5 protein-coding genes are annotated in these 20,013 nt (G+C 55.7%); 4 read left to right on the top strand and 1 reads right to left on the bottom strand.

The genetic code is table 11. The annotated features are described in order from the left end of the window. Nucleotides 1-41 precede the first annotated feature (41 nt). The 3 genes from asnS (at nt 42) to FYC48_RS06680 (ending at nt 4,964) form a co-directional block, all read left to right on the top strand. Nucleotides 42-1,436 (top strand): asparagine--tRNA ligase, encoded by a 1,395-nt coding sequence (gene asnS / locus FYC48_RS06690; protein WP_149496134.1) that lies wholly within the window; start codon nt 42-44, stop codon nt 1,434-1,436. A 225-nt stretch (nt 1,437-1,661) separates the two neighbouring features. Then, nucleotides 1,662-3,296 (top strand): Na+/H+ antiporter NhaC family protein, encoded by a 1,635-nt coding sequence (locus FYC48_RS06685; RefSeq protein ID WP_149495930.1) that lies wholly within the window; start codon nt 1,662-1,664, stop codon nt 3,294-3,296. A gap of 348 nt (nt 3,297-3,644) precedes the next feature. Then, nucleotides 3,645-4,964: a L,D-transpeptidase family protein gene (locus FYC48_RS06680; protein WP_149495929.1), complete on the top strand. Its 1,320-nt coding sequence runs from the start codon at nt 3,645-3,647 to the stop codon at nt 4,962-4,964. 247 nt (nt 4,965-5,211) lie between these two features. Here FYC48_RS06680 and FYC48_RS06675 read toward each other — a convergent pair whose 3' ends face one another. After that, nucleotides 5,212-17,976, bottom strand: a complete 12,765-nt coding sequence (locus FYC48_RS06675) for a Calx-beta domain-containing protein (RefSeq protein ID WP_160149366.1) — start codon at nt 17,974-17,976, stop codon at nt 5,212-5,214. A 1,051-nt stretch (nt 17,977-19,027) separates the two neighbouring features. Between FYC48_RS06675 and FYC48_RS06670 the strand changes: the two genes are divergently transcribed. Then, a complete protein-coding gene (locus FYC48_RS06670; RefSeq protein WP_149495927.1) occupies nt 19,028-19,606 on the top strand; it encodes an ECF-type sigma factor in 579 nt (192 codons plus the stop codon). The last annotated feature ends 407 nt before the right edge of the window (nt 19,607-20,013 follow it).

Raw genomic sequence — 20,013 nt, 5'->3', positions numbered from 1 at the left:
GGAAGTCGAATGTCACTTCACTCGCACCGGAAGATTACAACATGGCTGATTGGATTTCCGTCAAAGAAGCGCGGCAAGCTGAATCCGTTGCCGCCGACCGCGAGGTTCGTGGTTGGGTTCGCACGCGACGGGACAGTAAAGGCGGGTTCAGCTTTATCGAACTCAATGACGGATCGTCACTCGGGAATCTTCAGGTGATCGCCCCCGCTGAATTAGCCAATTACGAAAACGAGATTCAAAAGCTGACCGCCGGCTGTAGCGTGATCGTTCGGGGCGAACTGAAGGAATCGCCCGCCAAAGGACAAGCGACCGAGTTGCATGCGGACGAAATCCGAGTCCTGGGCTGGGCTGATTCGGAAACCTACCCGCTACAGAAGAAACGACACTCGTTCGAGAAACTTCGCGAATGGGCTCACTTGCGAACGCGGACCAATACATTGGGCGCGGTAATGCGAGTTCGCGACCAGATCAGTCAATCCATTCACGGCTTCTTTCGTGAAAACCGCTTCCTCTACGTTCACACACCGATCATTACGGCGAGTGACTGCGAAGGCGCGGGCGAAATGTTTCGCGTTACGACGCTTGACCTTGATCGGCTTGCCGCTTCAGGTGGTCCGGTTAACTATTCACACGATTTTTTCGACAAGCCGACCTATCTGACCGTTAGTGGACAACTTGAAGGCGAAACGTACGCGACGTCGCTAGGTCGCATCTATACCTTCGGACCAACGTTTCGCGCAGAAAACAGTAACACCAGTCGGCACTTGGCAGAATTTTGGATGGTCGAGCCCGAAGCGGCGTTCTTCGATTTGGCTGATAACATGGACCTGGCCGAACGCTTCCTCAAAAATGTCTTCAGTGAAACGCTGAATCATTGCCAGGAGGACATGGAGTTCTTTGACAAAATGATCGAGAAGGGAAAGCTGGAGCAGGTCAAAGCGGTTATCGAGAAGCCGTTTGAACACATGACCTACACCGATGCGATCAAGATCCTCGAATCATGCAACGAAAAATTCGAGTATGAGATCCAGTGGGGAAGCGATCTGCAAGCCGAACACGAACGGTATTTGACGGAAAAGCATGTCGGAGGCCCGTTGATCTTGACTGACTATCCGTCTTCTATCAAACCGTTTTATATGAGACTGAGCGACGACGAAAAAACGGTTGCCGCGATGGACGTTCTCGTTCCGGGGGTCGGCGAAATTATCGGTGGCAGTCAACGCGAAGAACGTCTTGAAGTACTTCAAAAGCGAATGGCCGCCCAATCGCTGCCAGAAGAAGATTATTGGTGGTACGTCGATCTCCGTCGTTATGGCACCGTGCCGCACGCGGGCTTTGGGCTTGGACTCGAACGTGCCGTGCAATACATCACGGGGATGAACAATATTCGCGACGTGATTCCATTCCCGCGGACACCCGGTCACGCCGAGTTTTAATCGCTGTCCCTCAAGTCGCTGCGAGCGAAAAAAGGGGTCAGGACTCAATACTGCGAAGTACCCGTAGTCAGTTCCGACTAATGAGTCCTGACCCCTTTTTCGCGGGAGCGCGTATGGCAGGTTCTGGATCCCAAGCGATTGCTAATGGTTTTGGAAATCCGGTTGAGCAGGCTGAACCGGTAGCCCGACTGGACGAATGCCTTTCGATCGGCGACGATAGGTGGCATGGAATACGGAGCCGCTTCGTTATTGCCGCCGTTGGTGGCTATCGTATTGGCGATCTTGACTCGCCAAGTCGTTCTGCCCCTGCTGTTCGGTGTCGGGGTCGGCGCGTTTATTCTCGCGCCATCAGAGTCTGACTGGTTCGCACCTGCGATCGGTTTGGGACAAGCGATTTGGAATTCCATCAGTGACCACGATCACCTATTGGCGCTCGCATTTAGTTTGCTTTTGGGCGCGATGGTAGGAGTCCTGGAAGCTGGAGGCGCGATGGAAGATTTGGTCACCAAGATCGCCGCTCGCATCAAGAGTCGGCAAGGCGCACAGACGCTGATCGCCTCGACTGGCCTTGCAGTCTTTTTTGACGATTACGCCAATACTCTTTTGGTCGGTGGAACGATGCGTTCGACCGCGGATCGCTATAAGATTTCACGCAGCAAACTCGCTTACCTCGTCGATTCGACCGCCGCACCTGTCGCCGGTTTGTCGTTGGTCAGTACGTGGGCCGCGACCGAAATCACGTACATGTCCGAAGGGCTTAGCGATGCAGGGATCACGACGGCATCGGCGGGATTTGAGCTATTCATGCAGTCGATCCCGTACCGGTTTTACCCGCTGTTGGCGTTAGTGATGGTGTTTGTCATCGCCCGCAGTGGTCGCGATTTTGGACCGATGCGAACCGCCGAGTTGAGGCAATCTGATTCCAACCAAACGGGCGCAGTGGGGGCGGCTTCCCAGGGAAGCGATGTCCATCCGTTGAAGCTCCAACGCGCTCCGATTCGTCATAGCTGGATCCCGACGGTCGTCCCCGTTGGGATGTGCATCATCGCCGTGCTGCTGGTCTTGATTATCACCGGTAGCTGGGAAGTGGGCGAGAAAGACCCTGCGGTTTCCTGGATCCGGCATTTTGGTTTGTTGATCGGTAACGGCCAGTCATACTGGGCGTTGGTGGTCGGCGGTGGTTCCGGCTGGATCGTCTCGCTTTTCACACACCGTGTGGTCTGTCAATCGTCGGCAGATTTTTTGATGAAGTCATCGCTCCGCGGGGCATGGCAAATGATGCCGGCGATCGTCATTTTATGGCTTGCTTGGGCGCTCTCGGCGATGACTGGAAAAGACGGCTTGGACACCGGAGGTTACCTGTCCAGTCTGCTCAGCGAGGCGTTGGATCCCAAGTTGTTGCCGACCTGTGTCTTTGTGATTGCCGGCTTGATGGCGTTCTCGACCGGGACGAGCTGGGGAACGATGGGAATTCTAACCCCACTTTCAGTCACGCTTGCGATCAAACTGGATCAAGCCGCGGGCGGTCCCGGAACGGCTGACACAGCAATCTGCTTGGCTACGTGCGGCAGCGTGTTGGCGGGAGCGATCTTCGGCGACCACTGCTCACCGATCAGTGACACGACGGTGTTGTCCAGTCGAGCGAGTGAATGTGACCATGTCGAACACGTTCGCACACAATTGCCCTATGCCGTCGTCGTCGGGGGGATTTGCATTGTCTTTGGGACGCTGCCAGCAGCATACGGAGTTTCACCCTGGATCAGTCTTGTTGCCGGTGCCGTCGCGATTTTGTTGGTCGTTCGTTTGGTCGGAAAGCCAGTTCAGTCGAGCGCCGACGCGACAGCAGCTTCGGACTCATAGCAGAATTAGGATCGCATCCATTGGGTGATCTGCCGTGCCCGGTGCGAAGTGATCGCGGTATTGCGGCAATCCTCCGCACGGGGGCCGTCTGCTCGATTGATCCAAGCGAGTCGCATTCGACAGGCGATTTCGTCCGACTTGACTGAATTCTGACGCGTGAATACCGCTCGTCGGCGGATTTCGGTGTTTTTGCGGATGCCGTGACAAAAAACTGAGCTCAGGCAAGCAATCGGCAACGGTCCACGAAGGAATTGGGCTAGCATCGCTTCGATTGGATTGATTACGACTACCTATCAACCGAAGATTTCTATTCGAACTATCCGCACGAATCCGTCACGGAGGACTGTCGTGCAAACGATCAAGACAGCCGCAATTGTTGTTCTCATGCTGACCGTTCTTTACGGCGGCTATGTCTCCATGACGACACCACCGGAGCCGCTTCCCGAAGAGATCGAGGAATACTTGGTCATCGATGAAGGCGGTAGTAGCTCGCTGATAGACGATTCCTTCATCACCGGTGAAATGGTTCCCGGGACGGCCGATGATGCGTTATCGCTCAGCCAACCTCCGGCAGGACTGTTCGAAGATGCAGCCGCGCCTCCGGCGGTCGGGCCTTCGCCGCAACCACCAACGACCGCGACGGCGACCGAGATGTTGGCCCCGCCAAGCCAAGGTAACTTGTCGCTTCCGAATACGTCATTCGCCGATCTTGCACCGAACGAAATACCGGCGACACCTGAACGAGAAGCCCCGCGAGCCCTGCCGCCGGTCGATTCGGCTCCGCCTTCGATCACCCCTGGTCCGGCGGACTCGTATGCATCAACGCCGAACCAATTTGCGCTTCCCGATCCGAGTTCGGTCGCGGGACAATTCGATTCGTCCAAAGGAACTCCGTTCGCACCGCCCGCGGAATCTGATTCCACGGCCTCAAGTACTTCTGCCAATGGGCAAGCCGGTGGCGATGAAGCCAACCTAGGATTAACCAATGCGATCGCTGCCGCCGACGAGCTTTACCAAAAAGGGCAACTCAAGGAAGCTCTTGCGACACTGAGTGTTTTCTACGGGATGCCTGGAATCAGCGCTGATCAAGAGCAACAGTTGATGGGGCGACTCGATCCGCTTGCCCGCGAAGTGATCTATTCTCGGCGCCATCTGCTGGAACAACCATACAAAGTCAGTGGCAGCGAATCCTTAGTCGAAATTGCCAAGGGATACAAAGTTCCCTGGCAGTTGTTGGCCAATATCAACGGTGTGGACGACCCCGTCACGGTACTTCCGGGAACCGAACTGAAAATGGTTCGTGGCCCCTTCCGTGCCGACGTCGACTTGAATGGAAAAGTCATGACGATGTTTCTCGGTGATCTTTACGCCGGTCGCTTCGAAATTGAAGTGGGCAAAGAACCGTCCCCAACGCCGGGCGAGTTTACCGTCCAGGATAAACAGACGTCGCGGACATTTTATGGTCCAGCCGGTAAAACCATCCCTGCGGGCAGCCCAGAAAATCCATACGGAAACGCCTGGCTTGATTTAGGCGGACAACTGTGCATCCACGGCAGTTCTAACACGGTGAAACCTACCGATGACGGCTGTATCAGTGTCGCCGGCGATCTTGCCGATGATGTTTTTGCGATCCTCAGCCAAGGATCAACGGTGACCATCCGCCGCTAATGCAACTATGATCTTGCGATTCGACGGAGATAAAACTCTGTCAATTCGCGGCGGCGGTTACAGAACTTGGCGATCACTACTCAGTTGCCCGTTCGGATCGCGGTGTGCAGAATGCTCGTCGTGATCCATCTAGACCAGAGTTTTGGGGGCGGTTCATCAGCAGCCGATAGGTGTCAGCCTCGGTGATGCTACAGCAACCGTGCCGAACGCCAATCCGCAAATCATAGTTTCGAACGTTAGCGAAAGACTAAATGCTTTCCGATAATAGTTCGACCTCTTCGAGTAATGTTTGATTAGCGATTTGATCCTGGGCGTCGCCTTCGCCGAGATTGGCAAAGTACCAATCACGCCCACGGCTACCGATCAGAACGTCCACGACTTCATCATCGAACACCGATTGTTCGCTACCATCGGACGTCAAGACGATGCGTTCATTGTCATCTGTTGTCACATGCTGAGACTCGGGAGCGATACCCAGTAGGTTGTCTCGTCGATCTTGGTAGCTTCGATCGGAAGACCACTCGGTACTGATCGCGATCAGGGCATCACGACGACTATCGAAACTGGTATAGCCGGAAATCAGCAGATCGCTCCCGGCTTTCGCTAGAATCGTGTCCCGGCCGTTGCCACCGATAAGCACGTCATCGCCGCTCAAGCCGTTGAGCCAATCGTCGTCGTCGCCCCCGATCAAGACGTCATTGCCTTTGGCGGATTGAAGGTAATCATTTCCATCGCCACCGAAAAGTAGCATGTCATGGGTGATGTTCGACGATGCTCGAATCCAGTCGTTTCCGTCCCCGCCATAAACTTCGACCCGGGTGTAGGTTGAATGTCGGAACGCCCGTGTGCGAAGCCACCCCGGTAGGAAATTGGCGGTCACGTAATGATGGCTTCCGAGTTGGTTAATCAAGATCACATCGTTGTGCGTGGTGCCGATGATTTGTAGCACGCCATCGCGGACTACCGCACCGGTCACAAACGCTTCCGTTGTTTCAAAAACCGTGCCGCCGTCGTCGTCCGTGACGATCAGCGACACGTCATAGACGCCGCCTTCGGCATACTGGTGCTCAAATTGATGAACGCCAGTACTTGCGTCCACGACCGTTTGCTGGCCATCGCCCCAATCAACGAAGATTTGATGGGTGTCGAGTGACCCGACATCGCTCAATCGAAATCCTAGCGTCGCTTGTTGAGACCAGCTTTCCAATGTGAGTTGACTCAATTCAGGCGGAACATTGCTCACGCCAATGGTGGTTTCGCTCTGGAGCAATCCGTTGGGCTGCTGGTCATCGATTTGGATTGCTACCAGGTATTCGCTGTTGTCAATCCCGTTAGGATCATCCAGGTACAGATGCTCGGCGCTGAATGTGCGACTGACGGGATCGAGATCGGCAATCGAGGTGTTGCCATCGCCCCAGTCGATCGTGATGACGTGTGTATCAAGCTGCCCGGCATCGGTAATCGAACCCTCGATTCGGGCCAGGCCGTTTTCCGCTGCCGATGTTGATTCCAGTAAAGCGAGTACCGGGGCGGCATTATCGACTGTCAAGTTAAACGTGGCTTCGGAAAGGCCGCCATCGTCATCTTCGGCGAAAATCGTGACCAGTGTTTCAGCGAGGTCGTCTTCACCGGTGTAAGTCCACATCCACGTGCCATCGCCGTTGGGGGCAACGTCACCGATGGACGCCGTGACCAACACCGGATCACTTGCAACGTCGGTGGCGGTCACCAGTCGGCTTGCCGATTCACCTTCGACCAGTGTGACATCGGCTGCGTCGACGGACAGCATCGGTGCGGCGTTGGTGATGTCTAGCGCCGCCGTGTCGGTACTCGATTCACCAAAGCTATCGGTGATTAGCAGCGACACACTAAGGTTTCCCGGTCCATTAAGCGTTGACGCATCGAGGGTCGGAGTCACACCGACTTCGTCGCCATACAATGCCTCAATGCCCGTTTCGCCAAACACGCCATCGCCATCGAGATCCCATTGGTACGTCAGTACGTCGTCAGGCAAATCAGGATCGGTGCTAGCGGATGCATCGAGGATCACCGTTCCGCCCTCTTCGACCGTATAAGTTCCTCCGGCATCGGCGGTCGGCGGTTCATTTAGCGGCTGAACGTCAAAATCTTGGACGGCGGAGACGACGGTCGTGTCTTCGAGTGTGATGGAGTAGCTGAGTCGATAGAGGCCGGCCGATGTGGTGGTGAAACTAAACGGGTCGGCCGAATCTTGCGAGTCGACTTCGTTGCCGTCAAGCGTCAAGCTCCAGCGACTGACCGATCCTTCAAGATGCAGTAAGGCCGGGACAGACGCGACGGCGGTGGTCGGCGTTCCCAACGCGACTTCGGATTGCAAGACGAACGTCGGGGATCGTTCGTTGCTTACAAGCGAGAATGCCTGGTAGGAGATCGCTTGGCCTTCGCTGATAAAGCTGCCTTCCGTTGGTGCAACTATCTGGTGGACCACGTTCAGGTCTAACGTGTTATCGATCGCGAGTTGATCGTCCGAAGAGTTCGAAATCAACTTCACGCTGCGATTAACAGTGTCTCCCCGACGGACATCGATATTCAGATTAATGCCTGGGCCCGGTGCGGTATTCAGCACAAAAGCCGCCGACTTATTCAGGCTTCCGTTCAGGATGGTTTCGCCGTCCCGCCGGATCGCGATTTGGTCACCATCAAGTGTCACCAAAACCTCACTCGTTTCCGTCGTCGCCGGAAGTTCAAACGTCATTGCGTCATCAGCCAGGATGGTTCCTCGCCCGATGGAACGTTGGATGATTCCTCCGGCTGCCGATTGCAACACTAAGTCGAAGGACTCATCGAACTCGACATCCGTATCACCAAAGACCGGAATCTGAATCGTTTGAACGGAATCATCACCGGGGAGCCATGTCAATGTTCCCGACGTTGCTTCGTAGTCACCGTCGGCTGTGGTGGCGGCATCGTCCTCGGTGGAGTATTCAACGGAAATGGGGGCATTGAAGAAATTCGAGATCGCGACTCGGAATTCGGCAAACTGCGTTCCAGAATTGCCTTCGACAATTTGCGCGTCGGAAACGGCAATTCGCACCGGTTCGATGGTGCCGACCGTGGCCGCGCCGGCGAGTGTGACTTGGTTTTCCACCGAGTATTGTGTCTCGAAATCCGTTACCGAGAGATCGCCACTTGCCAAGCGGGCAGCGTCCGTCGTCATTGCACCGCGGGCGACGATTTTAAGCTTTGAAACCGATTCCAAGAAAGCCAAGTCTGCTGACACCGGTAGCTCGTAAAGACTGCGACTGTTGTCGGCAATCGCTTGCGAGAGAACATCGACGACGTCAAGATCGGCGACGACTCCCAGTTCGGCCGCAACGGAATTGACAAGGTCGGCAACGTTTAAGGAGTTGTCGAGGTTCAGACGAGTATCCGCCGATTGAATCAGATCGGCCATTCGAGCATAGACAAGATCACTCGCGTGCTCTGGAGTGCTTCCGCTGAGTTCACTGAGGTAACTGCCGATCACGATCGCGGTACTATTGACCGCAATCGTCGCCGGATACGTCTGAGCGGCAACCATGTCACCGGCTGCTGTTGCGGCGATGGCCGAATTTTTCCAGTACTCAAAGGTTGCCAGCTGCAGGCTATCGAGTACCCGCTGATGTGCATCATCGGCGTCGAAGGCGTGTTCGTTGACCAGTTTGCCCGCCAACGTGGTCAGTGGCGTGACGACAAAGGATCCTGCCGGGGCCGTCATCCGCGTGCGTTCGGTGATTCCAGTCGCAGGATCAGTCCCGCCAAAGGCGACGAGTTGCGCTTCGTCGGCTTCGAGTACCCCGCTGCCATCCCGATCCATCTCGGCAGGGAAATCCAACAGGAGCGAACCGTCACTATAGGTCGAAACCAATGGTTCGAGCGGTTCGTCATCATTGTGTAGCCCATCACCGTTGAGGTCGATGAAATCACGCTGCCCATTGAAGTTTCCATCCAGGAAGACTTCGCTCGATCCCAGATAACCGTTGGCGATGACGAGACTTCCTGAGGAACTCGGTGTCCAGTCATTTGCAATCGTCGGACCGCTAGTAGTCGTGCCGGCATCGATCACACAGGTTCCGTCGGAAACGGCGAGCGCGTTGTATTGAACCCCGCTTGGACAGTAGACCGTCTCTTGATCGCTCGAACGTATGCCGACGAATTTGTAGTAGTTCGATCCGACACTTCCGAAGTTGACCCACCGTTCACCCGTGCGATCCCACACCACCGGTTGACCAATGGTCGCTCTGATTTTTTCGCTGTCTTCCTTTCTCAAGTCGTCGATCGTGTGCAGATAGAAGTAGGCGCTCTTTTTGAAAGCCGGGATCTTTAGCCAGCCGTTGCTCAAACCTCCTGTCGTGAAGTCTTGGGAGAAGCCGAGTGTCGAAGCGCGGCCACTGGCATAAGGGAAGCTGACGGGAACCCAAACGTCTCGGTCGGCGGATGTGGGCATCGACACTTGAATTCGAAACGAGCCGCCTTCTCGGATCCACGTCGACGTCGAAGAGTAGCTGGAACTGCCGGGCTGCTTGCCCCGCACTTGCGAGATCGTCGGTCTAGGGCGTTCATCGAAGTCGATCAGGACGGAGGCGTACTTTGATCCATCCAAGGTGGCGTTTGAAAGGGTGGCCGATCCGACCTCCGGACGCAGCCAAATCCCGATCCGCTCCCGTCCCTCGATGACGGCATCGTCTTTGAGCTTCACCTTGATCGTCGCGGTTCGTTCGCCGGGTTCGATTTCAACGTAGTTGGAACGGACGCGGTAGCCGGACTTGGTTTCGCTGACGATCGTATAGTCGTCGCCGATGGTTGCCGAGCCATAGGTCTTGAAGGGAATACGAGCGCGACGGTTGGATTCGGCCGAAAGTGTGACTTTAAATTCGATGGTGCCGGCATCTTCGTCAACCGTGGTTTCTTCCGTTTCGATTTCAACCAGCGGGTCATTGTCGAGGATCAAAATTCGATGGGATGCTGTTTTACCCAGTTTCGCACCCGGAAGATCGCCTGTTCCGAGTGCCAGGTAGCCTCGCTCGGTTGCTTCGTAGATCTCGTCACCGTTCGGTGTGACGGTGAAGGTCACGGTAGTTTGGCCGGCAGGAAGCGTGATCGAATTTGATGGTCCTTCCAGGTCTGCTCCGGATCGGTTGTAGGTCGTTCCCCGAGTCGAAGCACTGAAGTTCAGCGGAATACTGACGTCGCTCGCGAAGCTGATTCCACCGGTGCTCACGGTGACTTCGAACGGCTCGCTGTCCTCCCAGATCGTTGTGTTTTCGGCATGATATGACTCTCCGTCTCGCACGCTGTTTGTTGAGTTGGAACTAATAAAAGTAAGCCTTGCGACATCGTCGTCTTCGATCAGGAGTCGTGTACCTACCGATGGATTGGCAAGTTGAACTCCATCGGGAAGATCGGAGGCAAAGTTAACGAATACTAATTCGTCCGATTCACCGATTTGGTCGTTCGTAACATTGATCACGAAGGTGACGCGTGGTGCTTGGTTCGCCCGGAATCGAATGCTTGACGGACCGGTGAAGTCACCCCCTTGGGTTGCGTCGTTGCTGGTGTAGGTCAACGGGACGACCAAGTCCGTCGAGAGCAATTCTGAAACGGTTGCAACGATTTGCACGCTGTTGCCACCTTCGGTTGCGGTGACGTTTTTCTGCAACAGGTCTAACAAAATCGCGTCGTTCGCTTTAATGACCCCTTGGAACAACGAGTAGCGATTATTGATCGGAAAGCCTTGCTGCCCCGACTGCATTGCGACAGTGAAGGTCTGTTGCGGTTCGGAAAGTTCGTCGTCGATTACGGTGCCGCTGATGCGTCCTTCCAATTGGCCAGCCGGTATCACGATACTCTGTGCCGACAAGCTGACATTACCAGAGTTGAAGAGTGTCAGTGGCACATCGACGTCGACTTGCGCGACATCGCTTAGCGATGCGACAAGATCGAACTCGTCGCCTTCGTTGAACGTTCCGGCTGTCGAAGCGAACGAGATGGTGGGGCGACGGTCGCCGTCATCAATGATCGTCGCGACGAACTGTTGTTCCGAAGCGACACCGCTGATACGGGCGACCTCAAGCGTATCCGGGAAACCGACGACGACGGTTTCACTACTCGGTTCATAGGCCGTATCGTTCAACGTGTTGAACGTCAGTGTGGCGGTCGTTTGAAAAGGATCGAAACGTAATAGTTGATTGGAAAGCTGAAAGTCGCTATCGATCGTTGCGGTTGACTGAGAGAGGTCGATGGGGATGAACGTTTCGACTTCGAAGGGACGATCAAGTCTCACCGTGATCGGCTGAATTCGATAGCTCTCTTGTTCTGGGATCGCCAGGTCGGGAGTGATGATGCTGAGAGTCGGCCGATTGTCGGGAACTGTGAGTGCGAGATCTTCGACATCGACGGCCAAGGTGCTAGTCGTCGTCGCGCCGTCACGGTCGGTGACCGTCATCGTCACTATCTGGTTGATCGTCGTTCCGGTGGTGACTTTGTATTGGTGACTGACAACAAAGCCACGCTCTCCGTCGGATAGCTCGATTGTTTCAACGGGCGATCCGTCTCCATAGTCGACTTCGACCGTGTGTGTATCGTGTGACCCCGTATCAACGAATGGGACCGGCAGGTTCAGTTCCGCATAGTTGTATGCCTTGATCGTTTGCGGCTGCATCGGAGCAATGATTGGCGCCGCATTGACCGTTGAAACTTGCTGGGTGGTGACTGTCACGTTGCCTTCCGTGTCGGTCACTCGCAGGGCAACCATTTGTGATGCGGGACCGTCTGCCCGATAAAAATTGATTTGCTGTCCCGTCGCATCAACGGTGAATTGGCCGGTGAAATCCAGGTCCCACTCAAACGTCAACTGTTCGTTGTTGTCTTCGACGTCAGAGGAGCCGCTCGCGTCGAAGAGGACGGATGTGCCTTCGTTGGGCATGAAATCGCCGGCGAAGTTTGCCACCGGTGCGAATTCATCATTGATCAGTGTCAGCGTTGCCGTCGGGTGGGTCGTTCCGGGGAATCCGTAGTCGCTGAAATTCTCTAACGTCAGCGACAGCGTTTCATTCGCTTCGACCAATCGTTCCCCCAGCACACGGATCGCGACAGTCGCGGTGGTCTGGCCGGGCGCGAAGTTGACGGTGATTGGGGCGGCATCAAAGTCGATGTCGGCCGACGCGGTTCCCGAGTTCAATCGAACGTCAACACTGGTCGCGATACTTGTCTCTTCACTTCGCTGAAGCGATACAACAAGAGTGGTCGCATCGGAGTCACCCTCGTTGACCGAGTATTCGCTGGCAGAGAAATCGTAGATTGGGTTCTTAACGTTAGTCGTCGTCAGCACCACATCATTGCCCGTCGCTCCGTCGACACCCAAGTATGAGATTCTTGCATTCAGCGGCGTGCCTAAAAAGTTTTCTAGGATCGTGCCTTCGGGAAGACCGCCGAAGATCCCGTTGATCGGATCGGTGCCGTCGTTGTCAATCAGGACGAACTGCTGATCCTCCGCCGCCGGATAGGCATTGTTCGTGAGCGTTTCGAGTCGAGTCCCCGGTGCCAGGACAACTTCGCCCAGTACCCGGATTTGGTCATAGCCGTCGCTCGTCGCACCCGCCGTGGGGCCGTCGATGTCAAGGCGAAGCGTATTGGTCGAAGCGAGCACGAGATCGCTATCGACCAGTAATTGACCAAGCGGCGAACCCGGTGTTGCGACGTTCGCAAATGTTATTGGTCCGGCAAGCGATGCGTCTTGTCCGTCTTGATCGGAGACGTCGTTCGCATGAATCGTCAACGCGCTTCTGAGTACGACCTCTGACAAATCAACGTTGGCGACTGGTTGGTTTGGTGTGCCGATCACCAACGCCGCAAGTTCCGATCCGAATAACGCGAGTTCTGAGTTATCGAGTGAGAGTTCAGCCGCACCGTTGCCGAGTGAAACAGACGTTTCGAGAGAACGCGTCTGTAGGTTGACCGTTCCTGATGTTTCGATGATCGCCGGAGTGAGTAGGCCGAATGAATCTACGGTCAGTATGATCTCGGCGGCCGAATTCGATCCGCCAAGGACGCTGCTGCCGGCAACGAAAAGGTCGTCAACGGTTCCATCGCTGACCCCGTTGGCGATAACTTCGATCGAGCCCGCTCCATCCGATTCGATTCTCCCAGAGATCAGATAAACACCACGGCTGGTTGGACTGCTTCCTTCGATCCGAATGTTGGCGGCTTCCGAATCTGTCCCCGACGACCTGATTAAACTCGCATCGCGGATCATGACACCATCGTTCCCAGTGCCGGTGCCAGTACCCGCTTGGCCGACGATGTTGATGTCGCCGGCGACGGAAACGATGTCTGATTGGGAGGATCGGATCTCCACACCGACGAGGTCCGAAGTGCCGGTGCCACCGGTACCGATGATCAAGATTTCACCGGCATGTTGTTTTGTCAGACCGGTTGATTCGATGTAGGCGTTTGTCAGGTAGACACCGAGATTGCGAGATCCAGTACCGCTACCGCCGCTACCGTGAATTTCGATGTCACCGGCGATGGTGGTGATGTTGGGCGATTCGGCATTGCCGCCGGAAATGGCGACACCTCGACCGCCGGATTCATTGCCGGTACCGATCAGTGTGATCGTCGCGGCGGTTGCTTTGTCCGTTCCCAGCGAAACGATTTTTGGACCATAGATTCCGTAGTCGTTGCCTCCGCCGGAGCCACTGAGCCAGATATCACCGACCGTGGAAACTATTTCGCCGTTGTCACCAAAGCTAATCCCGTGGTTGTCCGTGGTGGTCGTCGTTTCCTGAATCGTGATCGTGCCTGCATCGATCGAATCGAGCACCGATTTGATCGTCCCGTTGACCGCGATCGCATCAGCCGAAGTGATGGAAACGTCAGCGACAAACGTGCTGATGTTACTCACGGAAGAACCCTGGCTGGTTCCGAGCAGGGTGATGTCCCGCGTCTGCGCCGGATTGTTGCCCAGTGATTCAATTGAAGCCGCGAGTGCGAAGCGGCTTCCGGTCAGATCGATCGCACCGTCGATGCTTCGGATCGTCAAATCATTTGAGAGACTGACTGAACCATCGCCGCCATCGATCAGGATGTTCGCGGCGTGTTCTCCGAAGCCAGTCGACTCGATTCGTCCTGTTCCCGGGTTGCTGTTGACTTGTGATTGAATCGCGGTCGGTGAACCGGTTCCCGTAAGCGTGATGTCACCGTCAATGCTGTTGATGGCATAGTTGTAATTCACGTTTTGTGAGTTAAGGAAGATACCGGGCTGAGTTAGATTACCGGTTCCCGATATCAAAATTGTTCCCGCGAATTCACCGATGCCGGTGGAGGATAGATGCCAGTCTTCGATGAAGACGCCGGGGGAGTTTCCGAAACCTCCCACTCCATTGACGACGATGTCACCGTCTCGAGAGGTCAGGATTCCGTCGCCGGCGTCAAACTCGATTCCATAGTTGCCAGACGTACTTCCCGTTCCTCCTGTGCCGTCAATCGTGATGTTCGCGGCATGCTCACCCGTGCCCGTGGACTCAATCCTAGTGTTGTAACCACCGAGTTTGATGCCCGAGCTTTCGCTGTAGTGGGGAGCCGTCTCCGAAAGCGTGCCGCCCTGCCCGATCAGGTGGATGTCACCGTAGGCACTGATCAGGTCCAAATTGCTGAACTGGATACCGTACGGTGAATTCCCACCGCCGCCGGTTCCGTCGAAGGTAATCGTCCCGGCGCCGAGTCCATGACCGTTGGAATTGAACGTCGAACTGGCAACCAGCATCCCGACGTTCGAACTTCCGGGACCATTTCCACCGTGACCTTCGACACGCAGGTTGCCCGCAACGGTGCTGAAGTCGATGTTTTGCAAATCAATCCCACGATAGCCACCATTGGTTCCCGATCCGGAATGCCCCGTCAAAGTGACATTACCAAGGCCGGCGGTAACCCCGGTCGATTCGATGCTCAATTCGGTCAGTTTCAATCCGACGCTTGCGCCCGAGCCGTCGACTTCTCCAGACTCACCACGCAATTCCAATTCACCGTCGACAGTCGAGAAGCCGCCGGTGTTGTTGGTATCCGCATCGATACCATACAGCGATCCGCTTGCATCACCGCTCTTGCCGAAGATGCGAATTGAACCGGCATGCTGGCCAACGCCGGTTGACGAAACCCAAACGGTTCCCGACAGGTCCACGCTGCCGCTTAACAGTTCGTCATCGAAAAGGGCCGCATCGTTGATCGTGATGTCACCATCGACTGTCGACAGCGTGGTCCCGGTTTGCATATTAACGACGGCGTCGGCGGACGTTCCGACACTGGAGATGCTGATCCCTTTCGCATCCGGGCCGGTTCCGGTTGAGCGGATGGGCTTTCGTAAGAACACGCCTGCCGTATTCGATTCGCCGGCATCTTCCCGACTGTCGAGGACGATCGCACCGTCGACAGTCGTCAGTTCGCTACTGGTGACAAGGATGCGATGGCCTTCCACACGAATGTCGGCAGCGTCCGGGCCCGTGCCGGTCGAACGAATGCCACTGACATTGACTTGAGGCCCACGAACGGTGATGTCGCCGGTGATCGATTCCACATTGCCGCTGACAAAGGTTTGGCCACCCTGGCCGGTTGCTTCGACGGTAAAACGGCCTTGTCCGGTCGACTGGAAGTTGCCGGAGAAGTTGCTGCCCGAGGCGATCGCGGAGAAATCGCCATCGACAGCGCTGACGGATCCGCTGACTTGAATGCTGCTGCCACCGATTGTCAGGTTTCCGGCAAGCGGGCCAGTACCGGACAGTTCGGTAGCGTTGCGCAACAGATAAACACCGCGTCCGGCGCTTGCATTTCCGGTCAGTTGGACGTCACCGGAGACGCTGGAAAGTTCGCCGTCGGCCAGGTAGACGCCATAGCCGTTGCGGCCACTGTCTCCCCCGGTGCCATGGATGGTGATCAGGCCCGCTTCGGACGTCGTTCCTGCTGACTGGATCGAAACATCAGTAATCGTCACGCCGCGATTTTCGCTGTAGCGGTCGGTCGGATCAGTCCGGTCACCGCCGGTGCCGCTAATGGTGATGTCGCCATCGACGGTACGAATGATCGATGGAGCGCCTCCGGAGTCGCTGATGTTTAAACCATGGCGGTTGGTCGTGCCGTCAGATGTTGTTCCTGTCAGTGTGATTTTCGCAGCGTCAGGTCCGGTACCCGTTGACTCAAGCACACCGAAGTCTGCGAGATACAAACCACCTCCGACCCCCGATTCGGTGACACTCGAAATTGTGATGTCACCGTCGACACTAGAGATACCGATACCCAGATCGCGGATGGAAACACGTTTTTCTTCGATCGTGATCTTGCCCGCATCTGGTCCCGTTCCGGTAGATGCTAGCCCACCGAATCCGTCCAGGTGGACGCCGCTGTCGTCAGTGTCCGCTAGCGTGATGTCACCATCGACGGTGGTGATAGAACCTGCGGAGTTTTCCAGGATCACTCCGCGACCTCGGCTGGCCGATCCGGTGATCAGGATCTCGCCCGCGTCGGTGCCGACTCCCGTGGACACGATTGAATCGATCTCTCGAAGCGACACGCCGTCGCTTCCACGGGAATCCGTGCTCGTGCCGTCGCCGTGAAAGTGGATGTCACCGTCGACAGTCGACCACTGCCCCTTGATGAATGATCCCCATCCGTAAGTGTCGTCGCCACCTTGACCCTCCACAGAAATCTTTCCTGCGTGTTGTCCTATGCCGGTTGACGAAACGGTTGCGTCAACGCTGACTCCATTTCGATTTACACCGCCTTCGCCACCAGATCCGGTGATCATGATGTCGCCATCGACGGTGCTGATTTCGGTTGGCGTTCCGGTAATCAGAACGCCGTAGCCTGCGAGCGCACTGGTTTGTGTTTCTGTCGCAGTGCCGACCGTGCCGTCGATGTGGATGTTGGCCGCGTCCGGGCCGGTTCCGGTAGAGCGAAGATAGGCGATGTTATCGATGACGACACCGTGAGCGGCGGACGTTGTTTCCGATTGTCCGCCTCGACCGGTGAGATTGATGTCCCCGTCGACACTGGAAAAACTGACGTTGGACGAAAGCATCCGCACGCCAAAAGTCGAGCTAGTTTCGGCACCGCCCGTTCCGTCCACCGAGATGGTTGCCGCTTCGGGGCCGCTGCCGGTCGAACTGACATTCAGGCCCGTCAAATAGATTCCGAAGAAGCTTTGCGCTCCGCCGTCGGAACGAAATCCACCGATGCCATCAAGGCTGATGTCGCCGTAGGCACTCTCGATGACGTTTCCCGCATCGCGTGCGACTAAGCCGTGCTTTGACTGTCGGCCATCGGCACCGATCCCAGAAATCGCGATGCCGCCGGCATTGGCATCCAACGAAGTCGATCGGATCGACGAGCCACCTTCGATTCCAACTCCGGCACTGACGTTGCTGCCGCTGTGAATACCAAACCCTTGCAGTTCGATCGCGCCCGACCCTGCCGTCACAAGATTGGCCCCATCGAGGTTCAAACTGAAGTAATCGGTGTTAGACGACGAGGTCGACTGATCCGGATTGGCCGTCATGCGAATGCCACCATCGACTGTGCTGAGTGACGCACCGCTCGTGACCGCGATCGTTTCGGCGGCCACTAAATCGATCCTTCCGTCAGTTGTCGATAGGTTCACGCCAGGTGAAATCGTGATTTCGCCGACACTGAAATGAATCGCCGCAGTCGCGAAATCAAATGTCTCGTTACCTTGGAAATAAATTCGGTCATTCCCACCAAGATCGTCAAATGTCAGCGAGCCGATTTGCCCGAGCAACAGAGCCTGTTCACCCGGAATCGTGGCGTCCAAGTCCCGATCGCTATCGAATCCCGCTTGGCCGCCCAGGTCGTGTTGCAGATAGCCTTCGGAGACTGAAAACCTAACCGTGTTGCTGGCCGCATCACCTCGGAAAACCACCTCGTTGGTTGCGGTGAGCGGATCGGTGGTCACCGCCAATAGCCGGCGATCCTCTAGCGATTCGAGCATACACCGGCGCAGATGGTTGCGTTTGAGTCGGCCGATTGTGTCGCGGAACCTGGCGTTTCTCTTCGCTCGAACGGTCGGATTGGAAAACGCGCGAACAGTCGTGAACATTGAAATGATCTTCCAGGAAAATGACGATATCGGCTTGGTCACCCATGGAGCTCGTGTCACATCGCCAAACGGAATGCCAACCGGAGACACAGCGGTCGGTGGGCTGCGGGGCCGGGCGGTGGAAAAGAGTTGCCGCAAAGACGTGCGGATTCCGTTGACGGTTTGTCCAGTAACTCAGCATTTTTTTTTCTGAGTTCGTTTGATGCTCGGTCTGCGAAAACACAACGTGTCGTATCCGCTCTGATGACCGGCGTCTCTGCCAGGGGCATCGGTTCTTGATCCTTTGGAGAATCTGCCCGCAAAGCTGTCCGGGAGCGAATTTGGATTTGGTGAACAAAGCAGGGCATTCCACGTTCCGAGTGAAGAGCGGAACGAAGGGCGTGAGATCCCGGTTTGAAGACCTCGGCAGTGTTTAAGAGTTGCGGCGGGGCATTGGTGACAGCCTTGGGGGACCTTGGAGAGAACCCGTGTGACGCTGTAAGTCTTTTATGTGCCGAGGTTTAGGGGGGAGGCGGCGGCTCAAGGCAGGGCGGCTGAGGCTGAACGGTGCCCCGAGAAACTGTTTCTCGGGTTGCCATTGAAAACCCAACGCATCGGTGAGCCAAAGAATTCACTTTTGCGCCCTGCTGTGATAAACTGATGCACAGTGTTTCCGGGCTGGGCTTGCGGGTTGGATCAAACGCACAGCGGGGCGTTTTGGGCGTAATTGATTAGCCGGTGGGCACTGGCACCCGTTCAGCAAAGACCACCGTTCATCGCAGACCAGTTGGGTCGATCACCAGCTAAGTCTTCTCTTCCTGAAATCAAACTCGAACAAAGCATTCGGCTAACTAATCTCTTAAGAAAAACCAGGCACCAATCGTCCGTCAACTTCCATATTGAACGCCGGAATCTTGGATTGCGTGTTCAGAGTGGTTCCCAGAATCAACGAACCGGTTAGGGAATGAAAACAGCAGTACCACAATCGTTGCAGCGCATTGACCTGGGGAAGTCGCTGGCTGTCAGTGATCTGTTCCCCAAGGTTTATGCAGAGCTGCGTCTGCTTGCTGCCGCCCGAATGGCTCACGAACGCGGTGATCACACGCTACAGACCACCGGTTTGGTCCACGAAGCATTCATGCGATTGGCGGGGCAGGATTGCAACGGGAGCTTTGAGACGATTCCGCAGTTTTTCGCCGCGGCGGCCGAAGCGATGCGTCGCATTTTGATCGACCATGCGAGGAAACGAAATAGCCTTAAGCGAGGCGGTGCCTTTAGCCGCGTTGATCTCTCATCTTGTGAGTCTGCCAATGGTAACGTGGTGATGTTAGAAGACCTGTTGGATCTAGACGGCTTGCTCGAAAAACTAAAATTAGAAGACCCGGTGGTCGCACAACTGGTTTCGCTTCGCGTCTATGCGGGACTTTCCGTGGCAGACGCTTCCAAGGTCGCCGGCGTCTCACGCAGCACTGGATACCAACTGTGGGATTACGCACTTTCCTGGTTCGCGTTGGAACGGGAGCCTGCCGAGGCGGAAAACTAGTCCTCCGTCTAGATTGAATATGGGAAGATGATTCGCCGAATGGCGTCAGCCTTGGTTATCGATCGGAAACCGTGGCTAACGCCCATCGGCGAATCCGAAAGAACCGTGGCTAACGCCAACGGCTAATCCGAAAGAACCGATGAAAACAGAGCACTGGAGTTCGGTTGCTCTGTTGTGGCTGAGGTTCTGGACGAGATCAGATCTCAAAACGTATCGTTTGAAAGGTTTACAGCATTAAAACCCCAAAGAACGATCTACTGACTCCGCTGCGGATCGCGATGAAAACGTTGTGCCGAAATTGCATGCGTTGCGCCAGCGATCGCAGTCTAAGTCGATCGCAAGGTTGGCGGCTCTTGTACGACCACGCTTCCAATTTCAATCATGTGTCAAACAATCTCTACGCGTCC

Source organism: Roseiconus lacunae, from assembly GCF_008312935.1.
GTDB lineage: Bacteria > Planctomycetota > Planctomycetia > Pirellulales > Pirellulaceae > Stieleria > Stieleria lacunae.
Note: the sequence above shows the minus strand (reverse complement) of the source record. Positions and strands in the feature narration are given on the sequence as shown.

Coding starts and splice junctions, on each gene's coding strand:
- FYC48_RS06675 (WP_160149366.1), bottom strand. CDS start 17,976: ATGCTCGAATCGCTAGAGGATCGCCGGCTATTGGCGGTGACCACCGAT.
- FYC48_RS06670 (WP_149495927.1), top strand. CDS start 19,028: ATGAAAACAGCAGTACCACAATCGTTGCAGCGCATTGACCTGGGGAAG.
- FYC48_RS06685 (WP_149495930.1), top strand. CDS start 1,662: ATGGAATACGGAGCCGCTTCGTTATTGCCGCCGTTGGTGGCTATCGTA.
- asnS (WP_149496134.1), top strand. CDS start 42: ATGGCTGATTGGATTTCCGTCAAAGAAGCGCGGCAAGCTGAATCCGTT.